The sequence below is a fragment of the Streptomyces sp. NPDC052701 genome (assembly GCF_040678355.1).
Taxonomy (GTDB): domain Bacteria; phylum Actinomycetota; class Actinomycetes; order Streptomycetales; family Streptomycetaceae; genus Streptomyces.
Genome location: NZ_JBFATO010000005.1, coordinates 260,461 through 277,016 on the forward strand (window position 1 = coordinate 260,461; position 16,556 = coordinate 277,016).

The following is a 16,556-nucleotide window of genomic DNA, read 5'->3' on the forward strand; positions in this document are numbered from 1 at the left end:
GCCGTCCCACCTGCCCTGCCGTGCCGCCCGAGGGGCGGCGCGGCACATGGCCGGCAGGTACAGTGCGGAGATCAGCCGACCCCAGTGTGTGAGGCCCCGCACGTGTTGACGCAGACCACCTCACGGGTCCTCGAACCGAGCGACCTGGACGCCGCGCTCGCCGTCCTCGACCGCGAGCCGGTCGCGAACGCCTTCGTCACCTCCCGCGTGCAGGTCGCGGGCCTGGACCCCTGGCGGCTCGGCGGCGAGATGTGGGGCTGGTACGAGGACGGCATGCTGACGTCCCTGTGCTACGCCGGCGCCAACCTGGTCCCCATCTGCGCCACCCCCCGGGCCGTCCGCGCCTTCGCCGACCGCGCCCGCCGCGCCGGCCGCCGCTGCTCCTCCATCGTCGGCCCCGCCGAGGCCACCGCCGAACTGTGGCGCCTGCTGGAACCGCACTGGGGCCCGGCCCGCGAGGTCCGCCGCCACCAGCCGCTGATGGTCGCCGACCGCATGCCCGACGACATCGCCCCCGACCCCTACGTCCGCCGCGTCCGCAAGGACGAGATGGAGACGGTCATGCCGGCGTGCGTGGCGATGTTCACCGAGGAGGTCGGCGTCTCCCCGCTCGCCGGCGACGGCGGCCTGCTGTACCAGGCGAGGGTCGCCGAACTCGTCGGCTCCGGCCGCTCCTTCGCCCGCTTCGGCACCGACGGCACGGTCGTCTTCAAGGCCGAGATCGGCGCCGCGACGGACCGCGTCTGCCAGATCCAGGGCGTGTGGGTGGCCCCCGAGTACCGGGGGAGGGGCCTGGCGGCCCCGGGCATGGCGGCGGTGCTGCGCTACGCGCTCGCGGACGTGGCGCCCGTGGTGAGCCTGTACGTGAACGACTTCAACACGGCGGCGCGCAGGACGTACCGGCGCGTGGGTTTCCAGGAGGCCGGCGCGTTCATGAGCGTCCTGTTCTGACCCGCCCCGGCGGGCCCGGGCCGCGCCCGCCCCGCGCCCGCACGACGAGCTCCGCTCCCCGGCGCTATCCGGCGGAGCGCGCGGGTAAGCTCCCCGCCATGGACCTCGTCATCGGCCCCCTGGACCTCCCCGCACACGTCGACGAGGCCCTGGCGGTCCAGGCGGTGGCCTTCGGCCTCGGTCCCGACGAGGTCGCCGTGCGCCGCCAGATCGTCCTGCGCCACATGACCTACCCGGGCGCCCGCGCACTCGGCGCCACCACCCGGGAGGGACGCCTGGTGGGCTTCGTGTACGGCATGCCCAACGACCGCGCCCACTGGTGGTCCACGGTGGTGGAGCCCTACCTGCGCGCCCAGGGCCACGAGGACTGGCTCGACGGCTCCTTCGTGATCACCGAGCTGCACGTCCACCCCGGCTACCAGCAGCGCGGCATCGGCCGCTCCCTGATCACCACGATCACCGACGACGCCACCGAGCCCCGGTCGATCCTCTCCGCGATCGACGTCGAGAGCCCCGCCCGCGCCCTGTACCGCTCGCTGGGCTACCAGGACCTCGCCCGCCGGGTGCTCTTCCCCAGCGCCACCATGCCGTACGCCGTGATGGGCGCCCCGCTGCCCCTGCGCCGCCGCCCAATCGATTTCCACCGTCCCGTACCGCCCGGCTAACCTCCTGCCATCACCCACACGCAGCAGGAGCAGAGGAACCATGGCGAACGCACCGGTCCAGCGCATGTCCCAGTTGATGGCGAAGACGTTGCGCGACGACCCGGCGGACGCCGAGGTCCTCAGCCACAAGCTCCTCGTCCGCGCCGGCTACGTGCGCCGCACCGCCGCCGGCATCTGGTCCTGGCTGCCGCTCGGCAAGAAGGTCCTCGCCAACGTGGAGCGCATCGTCCGCGAGGAGATGGACGCCATCGGCGCCCAGGAGGTGCTGCTCCCCGCCCTGCTGCCGCGTGAGCCGTACGAGGCGACCGGCCGCTGGGACGAGTACGGCCAGGAGCTGTTCCGCCTGAAGGACCGCAAGGGCGGCGACTACCTCCTCGGCCCCACCCACGAGGAGATCTTCACCCTGCTGGTGAAGGACCAGGCGTCCTCCTACAAGGACCTGCCGGTGATCCTCTACCAGATCCAGACCAAGTTCCGGGACGAGGCCCGGCCCCGCGCGGGCATCCTGCGCGGCCGCGAGTTCCTGATGAAGGACTCCTACTCCTTCGACCTCGCCGACGAGGGCCTCGCCGAGTCGTACGCCCTGCACCGCCAGGCCTACCAGCGCGTCTTCGAGCGCCTCGGCCTGGACTACCGCATCTGCGCCGCGACCGCCGGCGCGATGGGCGGCTCCAAGTCGGAGGAGTTCCTGGCCCCGGCCGAGGCCGGCGAGGACACCTTCGCGGACTGCCCGAACTGCGACTTCGCCGCCAACACCGAGGCCGTCACGTACGAGCTCCAGCCGGTGGACGCCTCCGGCGTCCCGGCCGCGCAGGACATCCCGACCCCCGGCACCCCGACCATCGAGACCCTCGCCGCCTCCCTCGGCGTCCCGGCCTCGGCCACGCTGAAGAACCTCCTCGTCAAGGTGGACGGCGAGATCGTCGCGATCGGCGTCCCCGGCGACCGCGAGGTCGACATGGACAAGGTCGAGGCCCACTTCGCCCCGGCCGCCGTCGAACTCGTCACCGCCGAGGACTTCGAGGGCCGCCCGGACCTGGTCCGCGGCTACGTCGGCCCGCAGGGCCTGGGCAAGGTGAAGTACGTCGCCGACCCGCGCGTGGCCCCGGGCACGGTGTGGATCACGGGCGCCAACAAGCCGGACACGCACACGAAGAACGTCGTCGCCGGGCGCGACTTCGAGGTGGACCGGTACGTCGACGTCGTGGTCGTCCAGGAGGGCGACCCCTGCCCGAAGTGCGGCACCGGCCTGAAGCTGGACCGCGCCATCGAGATCGGCCACATCTTCCAGCTCGGCCGCAAGTACACCGACGCCCTCAAGCTCGACGTCCTCGGCCAGAACGGCAAGCCGGTCCGCGTCACCATGGGCTCCTACGGCATCGGCGTCTCCCGCGCGGTCGCGGCCCTCGCCGAGCAGACCGCCGACGACAAGGGCCTCGTCTGGCCCAAGGAGGTCGCCCCGGCCGACGTCCACGTCGTCGCCGCGGGCAAGGCCCTCCAGACCGAACTGGCCCTGGACGTCTGCGAGAAGCTGTCCGCCGCCGGCCTGCGCGTCCTGGTGGACGACCGGGCCGGGGTCTCGCCGGGCGTGAAGTTCACGGACGCCGAGCTGATCGGCGTACCGCAGATCCTGGTGGCCGGGCGGCGCGCCGGCGAGGGCGTGGTGGAGCTGAAGGACCGCCGCACCGGGGAGCGCGAGGAGCTGACGGTCGAGGAGGCGGTCGCGCGCCTCACGGCGTAGGGCGGCGGGGCCGGGCGCTCCGGCGCGGCCGGGGCGCTCAGAGCCAGCCCGCGAACTCCAGCAGCAGCTCCGCGTCCCGCGCCCGCCCGACCCGCCGGGCCCGCACGCCCGACTCCACGGCCCGGAACAGCGTCCAGCCGCGCAGCCGTTCCTGGTCCACGTCCAGCAACTCCGCGAGCCGCTTGATCCGCCGCCGGGTCGTCGCGGCGCCCGACGGCTGCGCGATCAGGTCCTCCACGCGGTCGCGGACCAGGCGGGCCAGGTCGAAGGCGCACTCGCCGACCACCGGGTCGGGCCCCACGGCCAGCCACGGCATCCGCTCCCCGGCGAGCACCTTGCTCTGCCGGAACGTGCCGTGCAGCAGCCGGTGCTCGGGCGGCGCGGCCAGCAGCTCCTCGCGCGCCGCGAGCGCCTCGTCCACCAGGGCCGCCACCTCGGGGTCGGCGTCGGCGCTCGCCCGCATCGCCTCGGCCTGCCGCCCGGTGCGCTCGGCCACGGACTCGAAGGGATGGGCCGCGTCGCCGGCGGGGGGCTCCACCCACAGCCGGCGCAGCGTCCCCGCCGCCTCCAGCAGCGCCTTCGCCTCCGGCAGCGAGCGCACCGACACGTCCGGACGCAGCCGTTCCAGCAGCAGCGCGCCCTCGGCGGACGGGGGAGACTCCAGCAGCTGCACGGCGCCCCGGCCGCCCCAGTGCTCCAGCGCGGCCCGCTCGCTGCCGGGACGGGCCCGGGGCGGAGCCAGCTTGAGCACGGCCGGCGTGCCGTCGGCCCGCCGCACCAGCACCACCAGACTGCTGCGCCCGCCGGGCACCTGCACCCGCTCGACGGTCAACTCGCGCAGGGCGACGGCCTGCCGGGCCAGGCGGGGCAGCTGCTCCAGCCAGGCGTCACCCTCCGGTGCCGTCTCACCGAGCGACCTGACCAGACGCTGCGGCGGTTCGAAAGCCATGCGCGAGTCGTTCCCTTCGTACTGTCCGCGGTCCGCGCCGTCGGCCGTGCGCCGCCGGCCCGCCCGCCTCACGGGCTCGGCGCCGCCGCTCCCGACGGGGCACCGGCCGCCCGCTCGGCGAGCCCAGGGAAGGCTACGCTCCCGCCGCGCCAGCGCACCGCCCGCACCGCCGCCTCCCGCAGCGCCTCGGCGGCCATGGCCCGCCGGCCGCCCGTGCAGGCGCGCACCAGATCGGAGTACACCCCGGCGACCCGGTCCTCCAGCACGGCGGCCAGCCGGACGGCGGCGGCCGGGTCCGCCACCGGGAAGGGCAGCGCGTACCCGGCGGCCGCGGCGACCGGCTTGCCGCCCAGGTCCCGCACCTCGCGCCCCAGCGCGTCCCGCCGGGCCCGGTGCGCGTCGTACGCCGCCCGGACCTGCGCGCGCCTGCCGTCGTCGATGCGGCCACCGACGACGCCGTACCCGTAGACCGCCGCGTGCTCGGCGGCCAGGACCGCCTGCAGCGCCCTCAGTTCCCGGTCCTTCGCCTTGCTCACCCGTCGCCCTCCGTCAGCAGGTACACGTGTGCCGCCCCGGCCGCGGCCACCGAGGCCAGCAGCCGCGCCAGTTCGCCCGGTGCCTCCAGCAACGCCCCGGCCCGCCGGTCGGCGAGATCCCGCTCGGCGGCGGCCAGGGCGGCCAGGGCACCCTTCTCGTCGCCCGGCACGGCGGCCGGCGGGGAGGCGGAAGGCGCGGCCGGAGCGGAGCCCGGCGCGGACGCCGAGGCGGACGCGGAGGGCGACGCCGCCGCGGTCCCCCCGAAGGCCTCCGCGTGCCGGAGGACCTCCTCGCGCAGCGGCCGCAGCCGCCGCGCCAGCCCCGGATGCGCGGCGATCACCGCGTCGTAGCGCTCGGCCAGCGCCGCGCTCTCGCGCGCCGCACGCGCGCGCGTCCGGTCGGCGGCCGAGGGACGGCCGCCCGTGCCGTCCGGGTCCTCGGGACCGGCGGAGCAGCCCGCCAGGACGGCGGCCGCCGGGGCGGCGGCGAGCAGACTCCTTCTGCGCGGCCCCGGGCGGGTGCGCGGCGATGGGGGGAACGGCACGGCAGGCGTCCTCGGGGGCTCGTACGAAAAGAAGCGGCTGGAAGGGCTGCACGCCCGTGATCACGGTACCCGGGCCCCCGCGCGGCGCCCGTCAGCGGCACCGCGCACGACCGGATGGACGGCATCACCCCTTGTGACCGGATACCCTTTGACCAGACACGCGACCATCCCACAACAGCACACGCGGCCGAGGAGTCACCCGGATGAGCACCACCCAGAGCGAGAGGCTGCGAGAACTGCTCGAACCCCTCGTCAGCTCCCAGGGCCTGGATCTCGAAGAGATCGCCGTGGACTCGGTCGGACGCAAGCGTGTGCTGCGCGTCGTCGTCGACTCCGACTCCGGGGCGGACCTGGACCGGATCGCCGATGTGAGCCGCGCGCTCTCGGCGAAGCTCGACGAGACGGACGCGATGGGCGAGGGCGAGTACACCCTCGAGGTCGGCACCCCGGGCGCGGAGCGCCCCCTCACCGAGCACCGGCACTACGTGCGAGCCGTCGGCCGGCTGGCGAAGTTCCAGCTGACCGAGGGCGGGGAGCTGGTCGCCAGGATCCTGAAGGCCGACGACGACGGCGTCGACCTCGAGGTGCCCGGGGTCAAGGGCCGCAAGGCCACCGCGCGCAGACTCGCCTTCGACGACATCGCCAGGGCACGCGTCCAGGTCGAGTTCAACCGCAAGGACAACGAGAAGCCCGCCGAGTAGGGCCGTCACGAAGGAAGAGGAGGCGTAGCCGTGGACATCGACATGAGTGCCCTGCGGGGCTTGGTACGGGAGAAAGAGATCTCCTTCGACCTGCTGGTCGAGGCGATCGAGTCGGCCCTCCTCATCGCCTACCACCGCACCGAGGGAAGCCGCCGGCACGCGCGCGTGGAGCTCGACCGGAAGACCGGACACGTCACCGTGTGGGCGAAGGAGGACCCCGAGGACGTGGCGGAGGGGCAGGAGCCCCGCGAGTTCGACGACACCCCCTCCGGCTTCGGCCGCATCGCCGCCACCACGGCCAAGCAGGTCATCCTGCAGCGCCTGCGCGACGCCGAGGACGACGCGACGCTCGGCGAGTACGCCGGCCGCGAGGGCGACATCGTCACCGGCGTGGTCCAGCAGGGCCGCGACCCGAAGAACGTGCTCGTCGACATCGGCAGGCTGGAAGCGATCCTGCCGGTGCAGGAGCAGGTGCCGGGCGAGCAGTACCCGCACGGCACGCGCCTGCGGTCGTACGTCGTGCGGGTGGCCAAGGGCGTGCGCGGACCGTCCGTGACGCTGTCGCGCACCCACCCCAACCTGGTGAAGAAGCTCTTCGCCCTGGAGGTGCCGGAGATCGCCGACGGGTCCGTGGAGATCGCCGCGATCGCCCGTGAGGCCGGCCACCGCACGAAGATCGCCGTCCGGTCCACCCGGTCGGGTCTGAACGCCAAGGGCGCCTGCATCGGCCCGATGGGCGGCCGGGTGCGCAACGTGATGGCCGAGCTGAACGGCGAGAAGATCGACATCGTGGACTGGTCGGACGACCCGGCCGAGATGGTCGCGAACGCGCTGTCACCCGCTCGGGTGTCCAAGGTGGAGGTCGTGGACATGGGCGCGCGCTCCGCGCGCGTGACCGTGCCGGACTACCAACTGTCGCTGGCGATCGGCAAGGAGGGGCAGAACGCCCGGCTCGCCGCCCGTCTGACCGGCTGGCGCATCGACATCCGCCCGGACACCGAGCAGAGCGGGGAATAGCCGCCCGGCGGGCTGGGAAGCCGTTCAGGAGTGAGCCCGGGAGCGACCTGCGGGGGATCGGGGAATGGATCCAGGCCGCAGGGCGTTCAGATCACGACAACAGCCGTTCGATTCTTGCCCCACAGGGGCGAGGTCGGTGCGGGGAGGTAGACTTAGCAGTGTCTGACCGGACGCGTGCCCGCGCATGCCCTGAGCGCACCTGTGTGGGGTGCCGGGAGCGAGCGGCCAAGGTCGAACTGCTGCGCATCGTGGCGATCGAGGACGCCTGCGTCCCCGATCCTCGCGGTACGCTGCCCGGCCGGGGTGCGTACGTGCACCCCGCCCCGGTCTGTCTCGACCAGGCGGTACGCCGCCGGGCGTTCCCGCGGGCGCTGCGTGCCCCGGGACCGCTCGACGTAAAGGCGTTGCGCCGGTACGTCGAGCAGGCGGAAGGTTGCCGGACAGCGGCTCGCTGAGCCGGCAACACCGTAAGAACGTGCCGCACGGATCCCCGTGCGGTCTAGGTACCTCGCGAGTCGAAAGCAGGTCGAGATTGCGATGAGCACTCGATGAGTACGCGATGAGTACGCCCATGAACTAGCGACGGTCCGGACGCAACCCGGACCTCAAAGGAGCGAAGTGGCTAAGGTCCGGGTCTACGAACTCGCCAAGGAGTTCGGTGTCGAGAGCAAGGTCGTCATGGCCAAGCTCCAGGAACTCGGTGAATTCGTCCGTTCGGCGTCTTCGACGATCGAAGCGCCCGTAGTACGCAAGCTGACCGACGCCTTCCAGCAGGGCGGTGGCAACGGCAGGTCCGCCGCCAAGCCCGCCCCCCGGAAGGCCGCCCCCAAGCCCGCCCCCGCGCCCTCTCCGGCGCAGGCGGCACGTCCGGCGGCCCCGAAGCCGCCGGCCGCACCCAAGCCCCCGACGGCGCAGCAGCCCGCTGCCCCGTCCTCTTCCGCGCCGGCTCCCGGTCCGCGTCCGACGCCGGGTCCCAAGCCCGCGCCGCGCCCGGCCCCGGCCGCGCCCGAGTTCACCGCGCCGCCGTCGGCCCCGGCTCCGGCTCCGTCCGGCCCGAAGCCCGGCGCGCGTCCCGGCGCCCCCAAGCCCGGTGCCCGTCCCGGCGGCGGCCAGGGCCAGCAGGGCCAGCGTCCCGCCGCGCAGGGCGGTCAGCGTCCCGGCGCTCCCGCGCCGCGTCCCGGCGCCCGTCCGGCCGGTCCGCGCCCGGGCAACAACCCCTTCACCTCCGGTGGCTCTACCGGCATGGCGCGCCCGCAGGCGCCCCGTCCGCAGGGCTCGCGTCCGGGCGGTCCCGGTGCCCCCGGCGCCGGTCCCCGTCCGCAGGCCCCCGGCGGCCAGGGCGGCGGTCCGCGTCCGCAGGCTCCGGGCGGTCCGCGCCCGACCCCGGGCTCGATGCCGCGTCCGCAGGGCGGTCCCCGTCCCGGCGGCGGCCCCGCAGGCCCGCGTCCGAACCCCGGCATGATGCCGCAGCGTCCCGCTGCCGGCCCGCGTCCCGGCCCCGGCGGCCGCGGTCCGGGCGGTGCGGGCCGTCCCGGCGGCGCCGGTCGTCCCGGCGGTGGCGGCGGCTTCGCCGGCCGTCCCGGCGGCGGCGCCGGCGCGGGTCGTCCCGGTGGCGGCGGCGGCTTCGCCGGCCGTCCCGGTGGCGGCGGCGGTGGCGGCGGCTTCGGTGGCGGCGGCGGCCGTCCCGGCTTCGGCGGTCGTCCCGGTGGTCCGGGCGGTCGCGGTGGCACGCAGGGCGCCTTCGGCCGTCCCGGCGGTCCCGCGCGTCGCGGTCGCAAGTCGAAGCGGCAGCGCCGTCAGGAGTACGAGGCCATGCAGGCCCCGTCGGTCGGCGGCGTGATGCTGCCCCGCGGCAACGGCGAGACCATTCGCCTGTCGCGCGGTGCGTCGCTCACCGACTTCGCGGAGAAGATCAACGCCAACCCGGCGTCGCTCGTCGCGGTGATGATGAACCTCGGCGAGATGGTCACGGCCACGCAGTCCGTCTCCGACGAGACGCTGCAGCTCCTGGCCGACGAGATGAACTACACGGTTCAGATCGTCAGCCCGGAGGAGGAGGACCGCGAGCTCCTCGAGTCCTTCGACATCGAGTTCGGCGAGGACGAGGGCGGCGAGGAGGACCTGGTGGTCCGTCCGCCGGTCGTCACCGTGATGGGTCACGTCGACCACGGCAAGACCCGCCTGCTCGACGCCATCCGCAAGACGAACGTCATCGCGGGCGAGGCCGGCGGCATCACCCAGCACATCGGTGCCTACCAGGTCACGACCGAGGTCAACGAAGAGGATCGCAAGATCACCTTCATCGACACCCCGGGTCACGAGGCGTTCACCGCCATGCGTGCCCGTGGTGCGAAGTCGACCGACATCGCGATCCTGGTCGTCGCGGCCAACGACGGCGTCATGCCGCAGACGGTCGAGGCGCTGAACCACGCCAAGGCGGCCGACGTGCCGATCGTGGTGGCGGTCAACAAGATCGACGTCGAGGGCGCCGACCCGACCAAGGTGCGCGGTCAGCTGACCGAGTACGGCCTGGTGGCCGAGGAGTACGGCGGCGACACCATGTTCGTCGACATCTCCGCCAAGCAGGGTCTGCACATCGACGAGCTGCTGGAAGCGGTCATCCTGACCGCCGACGCCTCGCTCGACCTGCGTGCCAACCCGAACCAGGACGCGCAGGGCATCGCGATCGAGTCCCGCCTGGACCGCGGCCGCGGTGCCGTGGCCACCGTCCTCGTCCAGCGAGGCACGCTGCGGGTCGGCGACACGATGGTCGTGGGCGACGCCTACGGCCGCGTGCGCGCCATGCTCGACGACAACGGCAACAACGTCGCCGAGGCGGGTCCGTCGACGCCGGTCCAGGTCCTGGGCCTGACCAACGTCCCGGGCGCCGGCGACAACTTCATCGTGGTCGACGAGGACCGTACGGCCCGTCAGATCGCGGAGAAGCGCGCCGCCCGCGAGCGCAACGCGGCCTTCGCCAAGCGCACGCGCCGCGTGTCCCTGGAGGATCTGGACAAGGTGCTGAAGGCCGGCGAGGTCCAGCAGCTGAACCTGATCATCAAGGGCGACGCCTCCGGTTCGGTCGAGGCCCTGGAGTCCTCCCTGCTCCAGCTCGACGTCGGCGAGGAGGTCGACATCCGCGTCCTGCACCGTGGCGTGGGTGCCGTCACCGAGTCGGACATCGACCTGGCGATGGGCTCCGACGCCATCGTGATCGGCTTCAACGTGCGCGCCGCCGGGCGTGCGCAGCAGATGGCCGAGCGCGAGGGTGTGGACGTCCGGTACTACTCGGTCATCTACCAGGCGATCGAGGAGATCGAGGCGGCCCTCAAGGGCATGCTCAAGCCGGAGTACGAGGAGGTCGAGCTCGGTACGGCGGAGATCCGCGAGGTCTTCCGGTCGTCCAAGCTGGGCAACATCGCGGGTGTGCTCATCCGCTCCGGCGAGGTGCGCCGCAACAGCAAGGCCCGCCTCATCCGCGACGGCAAGGTCATCGCGGAGAACCTCAACATCGAGGGTCTGCGTCGCTTCAAGGACGACGTCACCGAGATCCGCGAGGGCTTCGAGGGTGGTATCAACCTCGGAAACTTCAACGACATCAAGGTCGACGACGTCATCGCGACGTACGAGATGCGCGAGAAGCCGCGGGCCTGACGGCCCACGGCGCGTGCCGGCCGGCGGGACTTCGGTCCCGCCGGCCGGCGCGGCGTGTTCCCGCGGGCCGGCGGCCGCGGCGGTGGGCGGCGGGCCGAAACCCGATCGAGTCACCGGCGCGTTCGTTGTACCGTTCTTGATGTCCCCGCCCATCCGGATGACGGGGTCATCGATCCCGTACCGGCGGGTGAACCGGTTGCACACATGTATGTGGGGACGCTGTCCTTCGACCTCCTCCTCGGCGACGTGCGGTCGCTGAAGGAGAAGCGCTCCGTCGTCCGCCCGATCGTCGCCGAGCTCCAGCGGAAGTACGCGGTGAGCGCGGCCGAGGTGGACCACATGGACCTCCACCGGCGGGCCGGCCTCGGCCTCGCCGCGGTGTCCGCCGACGCGGGGCACCTGACCGACGTGCTCGACCGGTGCGAACGGCTGGTCGCCTCACGCCCCGAAGTGGAACTGCTGTCGGTCAGACGGCGCTTCCACGGCGAAGACGACTGACCACAGAACCAAGATCAGGAAAGAACGGGAGACGGACCAGTGGCCGACAACGCGCGGGCTAAGAGGCTGGCGGACCTCATCCGAGAGGTGGTGGCCCAGAAGCTGCAGCGCGGGATCAAGGACCCGCGGCTCGGCTCGCACGTCACCATCACGGACACCCGGGTGACGGGCGATCTGCGGGAGGCGACCGTCTTCTACACCGTGTACGGGGACGAGGAGGAGCGGGCGGCCGCGGCGGCGGGCCTGGAGAGCGCCAAGGGCGTCCTGCGCTCCGAGGTCGGGCGCGCGGCGGGCGTGAAGTTCACGCCGACCCTGACGTTCGTGATGGACGCCCTCCCGGACACCGCGCGCACCATCGAGGACCTCCTCGACAAGGCGCGCCAGTCCGACGCCAAGGTGCGCGAGGCGTCCGCGGGCGCCACGTACGCCGGCGACGCCGACCCGTACCGCAAGCCGGGCGACGACGAGACGGACGACACCGCCGAATGACCCAGAAGCACACCACGCCCGACGGCCTCGTCATCGTCGACAAGCCGTCGGGCTTCACTTCGCACGACGTCGTCGCCAAGATGCGCGGCATCGCGCGGACGCGGCGCGTCGGACACGCCGGGACGCTGGACCCGATGGCGACCGGCGTCCTCGTCCTCGGCGTCGAGAAGGCGACCAAGCTCCTCGGCCACCTCGCGCTGACCGAGAAGGAGTACCTGGGCACCGTCCGGCTCGGGCAGAACACGCTCACCGACGACGCCGAGGGGGAGATCACCTCCTCCACCGACGCCTCCAAGGTGACCCGCGAGGCCATCGACGCGGCCGTCGCCAAGCTGACCGGCGACATCATGCAGGTGCCCTCCAAGGTCAGCGCCATCAAGATCAACGGCGTGCGGTCGTACAAGCGGGCCCGGGAGGGCGAGGAGTTCGACATCCCCGCCCGGCCCGTCACCGTCTCGTCCTTCGGCGTGCACGACGTCCGGGACGCCGTCGCCGAGGACGGCACGGCCGTGCTCGACCTGGTCGTGTCGGTGGTCTGCTCGTCCGGCACGTACATCCGCGCCCTCGCCCGCGACCTGGGCGCCGACCTCGGCGTCGGCGGTCACCTGACCGCCCTGCGCCGCACCCGCGTCGGGCCGTACAGGCTGGAGGCCGCGAAGACGCTGGAGGAGCTCCAGCGGGAGCTGGCCGTGATGCCGATCGCCGAGGCGGCCGCGGCCGCGTTCCCGCGCTGGGACGTCGACGCACGGCGGGCCCGGCTGCTCACCAACGGCGTGCGCCTGGAGATGCCCGACGAGTACGCGGGTTCCGGACCCGTGGCCGTCTTCGGGCCCGAGGGCCGCTTCCTCGCCCTGGTCGAGCACCACCGGGGCAAGGCCAGGAGCGTGGCCGTCTTCACCTGACGGGCGACCGCGGGCGGCCGCCCGGGGAGCGGCGGATCACGGGGTGCTCCACTGCCGCCGCTCCACGGTCCCCCCTCGGTTCCCCCACCCCTGGGGTCTGTCGTCGGACTCCCGTCGTCCGCCCGGAGGGCGGGCCCCGCGGCGTCAGGTGCGTGTTCTCGGCGTGCCGGGCGCCGGCCCGCGTACTGGATATGTACCCGGGTCTGCGCCCGGTGCGGCGAGAGTGCGTGCAGGGCGTCGTGGGGCAGGCGGGAGTTCGACGACAGACCCTGGGGTCTGTCCAGCCGGTTCCGTCCATTCACCCGACCGTGCGGGCGCTCGGAGTGAACCGGGGGAGCGGAAGGGGGCGCGTTCCCGGCTCGGTCTGTCCCGCTGATCATCGGGCCCCTACCGTCGGACGCGAGGGCACGGATGCACGGCGGGGAGGTGCGACGATGGCGTCGCCGAACCGGTCCCGGGAGACACCCGGCAGCGCGCGGGAGTCCCAGGACCCGCCCGACGAGGCGCTGGTGCGCATCCACGACCCCGCGGGCCGCCTCCGCGGCACCGGATTCGTCGCCGACCACCACGGCACGGTGCTCACCGGTCACGAAGCCGTCGACGGCCTGCCCCGGCTGGTGGTGCGCGCCGGGGACCGCGCGTGCGCCGTGACCGCCGACGCGGTCACGGCCCTGCCCGCCCTCGGCCTCGCCCTGATCCGCACCGACGGCCTCGGGGTCCGTCCGCTTCCGGTCACCGTCCGCACCGGGGCCGGGACGGGCACCTACGTGCGGATCGCCGCCGGCTGCTGGCGCGAGGCGCGCGTGCTCGGCGCGACCACCGTGACCTACACGGCCACGGACCGTTCCCACACCGTCGCCGGCGCGCTGGAGCTGGCGATCGGCACGGCGGGGCGCGACGCGCTGCGGCAGGGCGGCGGGGCGGCCGGCGGCCCGGTGCTCGACGCCGCGACCGGCGCCGTCGTCGGCGTCCTCGGCACCGCGCTGCGCTCCGGCCACCGCGACGTCGGCTTCGCCGTACCGCTGCCGCCCCCGGCTCTCGCGCGGGCCGGGGGGAGCCCGGCCGCCGGGGACGACCCGCTCGCCGGACTGCTCGCCGAGAACGCGGCGACGGTTCCCGCGTACGGCGCCGACCTCAACCTCGCCGGCCTTCTGGAGCTCACCGCCGCCTCGGCCGGGCAGGGCGGCCCGCCGGGCCCGCCCGCGGCCGAGCCGGTCGAACGGGCCGCGGTCGCGGCGGAGTTCGCCGCGTTCGCGCACGGGCCCGCGGCCGTCCTCGGGCTCGTCGGGGCGCCCGGCAGCGGCCGTACGACGGAACTGGCGGTGCTCGCCGCCCGCCGCGCCCGGAGCGGGCACCCCACCCTGTGGCTGCGCGGCGCCGATCTGCAAGGCGGCGACGGGTCGGTGGCGGACGCGGCGCGCCGGGCGCTGGAGCGGGCCGCCCGCGTCGTGGCCACCTCCCGCGCCCCGCTGCCCGCCGGCCTGGGCGACACCACCCCCGAACGCCTCGCCGGTCTCGCCCGCCGCCTCGGCCGCCCTTTGCTGATCCTCCTCGACGGCCCCGAGGAGATGCCGCCCGTGCTCGCCCGCCGCCTCGCCGGATGGAGCGGCGGCACGGCGCGCTGGCTGCGGGAGACGGGGACGCGGCTGGTGGTGGCGTGCCGGGCGGAGTACTGGGAGGACGCGGGGGCCCGGTTCCCGGCGGAGCTGCTGCACGCCGGCGACCGGAGCGCGGCCCCCGACGGCCTTCCCCCGTGCGTGCGCCTCGACGACTTCACCGACGCGGAGGCCCGCCGGGCCCGCCACCGCTACGGCGTCCCGGAGGGCGCCCTCACCGGGGACGACGCCCGGCACCCGCTCACCCTGGGGCTGCTCGCCGGCGTCCGGGCCGCCCTGGGCGACGCCCCCGCGGCCCGTGTCGACCGCCACGACGTCCTCGCCGCCCACCTGGACCTGATGTGCCTGCGCGTCGCGGTCCGCCTCGCCGCCGGCAGCGGGCTGCGCGGCACCGCCGTACGCCGGCTGGCCGCGAAGGTGTCCGGGCAGGTCCACGAGGCCGCCCGGCGCAGTCTCGGCCCGGGTCAGGGGGAGCTGGACCGGGAGTCGTTCGAGGCGGTCTTCCCGCCGGGGCCCGCCCCGGCGCGGCTCGGCGGCGGCACCGGCTGGGCGTCCGCCGTCCTCGCCGAGGGCCTGCTCGTCCCCGCCGGGGCCGGCTACCGCTTCGCCCACGAGGAACTCGCCGACTGGATCCAGGGCCTGCACCTCGACCTGGACGAGGCCCTGCGCGCCCTGGTCCACCGCCCACCGGACGCCGCCCACCCCGTCCCGGTCCCGCACCACCGCATCGGCCCCGTCGTCGAGGCCCTGCTGCTCCTGGCCCGGCAGCACGGCACCGGACCGCTCGCCTCCCGCCTGGCGGACCTGGTGCACGCCCTGGACGCAGGCCCGCACTCCTGGTGGGCCGCGCGGCTGCTCGCCCGCACCCTGACACGGGTGCCCGACGGGACGCCGTACCTCGCGGTGCTGGGACTGCTCGCCGACCGGGTCGTGGCCTGGCGGCGGCAGCGGCGGACGGTACCGGGGGAGTTCGGGCCCGCCTTCTGGACCGCCCTGCCGGTGGCCGAGGACGCGCGTCTGGCGCTGCTGCGCCGCCTGGTCCTGGCCGACGGGCCGCCGTGCGAGACCGGCCCGCGCTACCTGGACGCCGTCGCGCGGCTCCTCGCCGCCGGCTCCGGCGCCGTGCAGCGCCACCTCGTCCGCTGGTTCGACGACGAGCGGCCGCTGCCCGCCACCCCGCACGCCACCGTGGCGACGGCCGCGCAGGCGCTGCTGTACACGCACCGGCACCGGGCCCTGGACGGCCTGGCGGAGGCGCTCGCCGACAGCGGGCACCGGCGGGCCGGCCAGCTGCTCGCCGTACTGGCCGAGGAGGAGCCGTCCGCGCTGTGCCGGGCCGTCGGCCGGTGGGCGCGCGACGAACGGCCGGCCCGGCGGGCGGCGGCCGTGACGTACGGGCTGCGCGTCGCCCCGCACGCCGGTGCCGAGGCCGACCGCGCCCTGCTGCGCCACGCCGCCCTGGCCCTGCTGGCCCGCCCCGCCGACCACGCCCTGCACGGCGGGGCGCTCGCCCTCCTGGTGCGGGATCCGCGCACCCGCGCCCGCCACCTCCCGCGGGCGCTGGAGCGCTTCGCGGCGGGCGACCCGCACCTGACGCCCGAGACGGTGGCCGACGCCCTCGCCGGCCACCCGGAGGCGGTCCTCGACGCCTTCCGGGCGCGGCTGGGCCGGCCGGACGCGGAGCGGGCCCTGCGGGCCCTGGCCGACGCCACCACGCCCGGCCTCGCCGGGCGGGTCGCCGGCCTCGTGGCGGAGGCGGCGGAGCGGCGGCCGGAGCTCGCCGGGCACCTGGCCGCGTACGTAGGCCGGCGCCTGGACCAGGGCCCCTGCGCCCGGGCCGTGCTCGCCCCGCTGGTCACCGGGCTGCTGGACGCCGGTGCGGAACAGGTCCGTGCCGCGCTCGCCGGTGTGCTCGCCGGCCCCGGCGGCCCGGACTCCCGCCCGCTGCGCCACGACCTGCGCGAGGCCCTGCTGGCCCGCGAGCGGGAGCCCGCCGTCCTGGACGCCCTCCTGCGCGCCGCGTCCCGCACCGGCGGCGACGACCTGCGCGGCCTCGTCCACCGCGTCGGCCTCCGGCTCGTGCGCACCCCGCAGGGCGCCGCCCTCTTCGAGCGCTGCCTGACCGACCTGGGCCGGGACGTCCCCGGCTTCGCCGCCCGGGTGACCGGCTGGCTGGCCGAGGCCCCGCGGGAGTGGGCGGCGCTGGTGGGACCCGGCGCGCGCCGGGCGCTGGCGGGCCTGGCGGGGGCCGGTGTGCCCGTCTGAACCGGGCGCCGGGCCCACGGCCGCGCG

The 16,556-nt window shown here is 75.1% G+C and carries 14 protein-coding genes; 11 read left to right on the plus strand and 3 right to left on the minus strand.

Annotated features, from left to right (window positions below; genetic code table 11):
• Positions 1-102 precede the first annotated feature (102 nt).
• The 3 genes from AB0L29_RS09485 (at position 103) to AB0L29_RS09495 (ending at position 3,357) form a co-directional block, all read left to right on the plus strand.
• Positions 103-951 (plus strand): GNAT family N-acetyltransferase, encoded by an 849-nt coding sequence (locus tag AB0L29_RS09485; RefSeq protein WP_365825056.1) that lies wholly within the window; start codon positions 103-105, stop codon positions 949-951.
• A 98-nt stretch (positions 952-1,049) separates the two neighbouring features.
• A complete protein-coding gene (locus tag AB0L29_RS09490; protein ID WP_365825058.1) occupies positions 1,050-1,616 on the plus strand; it encodes a GNAT family N-acetyltransferase in 567 nt (188 codons plus the stop codon).
• Positions 1,617-1,656: 40 nt separating this feature from the next.
• Positions 1,657-3,357 carry a proline--tRNA ligase gene (locus AB0L29_RS09495; protein WP_365825060.1) on the plus strand — a complete coding sequence of 567 codons (1,701 nt, stop codon included), beginning with the start codon at positions 1,657-1,659 and terminating at the stop codon, positions 3,355-3,357.
• Between the two features lie 37 nt (positions 3,358-3,394).
• Here AB0L29_RS09495 and AB0L29_RS09500 read toward each other — a convergent pair whose 3' ends face one another.
• The 3 genes from AB0L29_RS09500 to AB0L29_RS09510 form a co-directional block, all read right to left on the minus strand.
• Complete coding sequence (locus AB0L29_RS09500; RefSeq protein ID WP_365825062.1) at positions 3,395-4,306, minus strand: aminoglycoside phosphotransferase family protein; 912 nt, start codon at positions 4,304-4,306, stop codon at positions 3,395-3,397.
• Positions 4,307-4,374: 68 nt separating this feature from the next.
• On the minus strand, positions 4,375-4,842 hold the full coding sequence (locus tag AB0L29_RS09505; RefSeq protein WP_365825064.1) for a ferritin-like domain-containing protein: 468 nt from the start codon (positions 4,840-4,842) through the stop codon (positions 4,375-4,377).
• A complete protein-coding gene (locus tag AB0L29_RS09510) occupies positions 4,839-5,387 on the minus strand; it encodes a hypothetical protein (RefSeq protein ID WP_365825066.1) in 549 nt (182 codons plus the stop codon). Before AB0L29_RS09510 ends, AB0L29_RS09505 begins: the two co-directional genes overlap by 4 nt.
• 203 nt (positions 5,388-5,590) lie before the next feature.
• On the opposite strand from AB0L29_RS09510, the gene rimP reads away from it, so the two are divergent.
• From rimP to AB0L29_RS09550, 8 genes are all read left to right on the plus strand, one after another.
• Positions 5,591-6,088 carry a ribosome maturation factor RimP gene (rimP, locus tag AB0L29_RS09515; protein ID WP_365825068.1) on the plus strand — a complete coding sequence of 166 codons (498 nt, stop codon included), beginning with the start codon at positions 5,591-5,593 and terminating at the stop codon, positions 6,086-6,088.
• 30 nt (positions 6,089-6,118) lie between these two features.
• On the plus strand, positions 6,119-7,105 hold the full coding sequence (gene nusA / locus AB0L29_RS09520; RefSeq protein ID WP_365825070.1) for a transcription termination factor NusA: 987 nt from the start codon (positions 6,119-6,121) through the stop codon (positions 7,103-7,105).
• Between the two features lie 158 nt (positions 7,106-7,263).
• Complete coding sequence (locus AB0L29_RS09525; protein ID WP_365825072.1) at positions 7,264-7,560, plus strand: YlxR family protein; 297 nt, start codon at positions 7,264-7,266, stop codon at positions 7,558-7,560.
• 163 nt (positions 7,561-7,723) lie between these two features.
• Positions 7,724-10,759: a translation initiation factor IF-2 gene (gene infB, locus AB0L29_RS09530; protein ID WP_365825074.1), complete on the plus strand. Its 3,036-nt coding sequence runs from the start codon at positions 7,724-7,726 to the stop codon at positions 10,757-10,759.
• A 204-nt stretch (positions 10,760-10,963) separates the two neighbouring features.
• Complete coding sequence (locus AB0L29_RS09535; RefSeq protein ID WP_365825076.1) at positions 10,964-11,257, plus strand: DUF503 domain-containing protein; 294 nt, start codon at positions 10,964-10,966, stop codon at positions 11,255-11,257.
• A 39-nt stretch (positions 11,258-11,296) separates the two neighbouring features.
• Entirely contained in the window at positions 11,297-11,746 is a 450-nt protein-coding gene (gene rbfA, locus AB0L29_RS09540; protein ID WP_365825078.1) for a 30S ribosome-binding factor RbfA, read from the plus strand.
• Entirely contained in the window at positions 11,743-12,648 is a 906-nt protein-coding gene (gene truB, locus AB0L29_RS09545) for a tRNA pseudouridine(55) synthase TruB (RefSeq protein WP_365825080.1), read from the plus strand. The genes rbfA and truB overlap by 4 nt, the downstream gene beginning before the upstream one ends.
• Before the next feature lie 434 nt (positions 12,649-13,082).
• The gene (locus AB0L29_RS09550) at positions 13,083-16,529 is read left to right on the plus strand and encodes a trypsin-like peptidase domain-containing protein (RefSeq protein WP_365825082.1); all 3,447 of its coding nucleotides are present in this window, start codon (positions 13,083-13,085) and stop codon (positions 16,527-16,529) included.
• Positions 16,530-16,556 lie beyond the last annotated feature (27 nt).

What these genes read in the sequence shown, in the direction of transcription:
- AB0L29_RS09490 (WP_365825058.1), top strand. Translation starts at nt 1,050, where the DNA reads ATGGACCTCGTCATCGGCCCCCTGGACCTCCCCGCACACGTCGACGAG.
- AB0L29_RS09495 (WP_365825060.1), top strand. Translation starts at nt 1,657, where the DNA reads ATGGCGAACGCACCGGTCCAGCGCATGTCCCAGTTGATGGCGAAGACG.
- AB0L29_RS09500 (WP_365825062.1), bottom strand. Translation starts at nt 4,306, where the DNA reads ATGGCTTTCGAACCGCCGCAGCGTCTGGTCAGGTCGCTCGGTGAGACG.
- rimP (WP_365825068.1), top strand. Translation starts at nt 5,591, where the DNA reads ATGAGCACCACCCAGAGCGAGAGGCTGCGAGAACTGCTCGAACCCCTC.
- AB0L29_RS09535 (WP_365825076.1), top strand. Translation starts at nt 10,964, where the DNA reads ATGTATGTGGGGACGCTGTCCTTCGACCTCCTCCTCGGCGACGTGCGG.
- truB (WP_365825080.1), top strand. Translation starts at nt 11,743, where the DNA reads ATGACCCAGAAGCACACCACGCCCGACGGCCTCGTCATCGTCGACAAG.
- AB0L29_RS09550 (WP_365825082.1), top strand. Translation starts at nt 13,083, where the DNA reads ATGGCGTCGCCGAACCGGTCCCGGGAGACACCCGGCAGCGCGCGGGAG.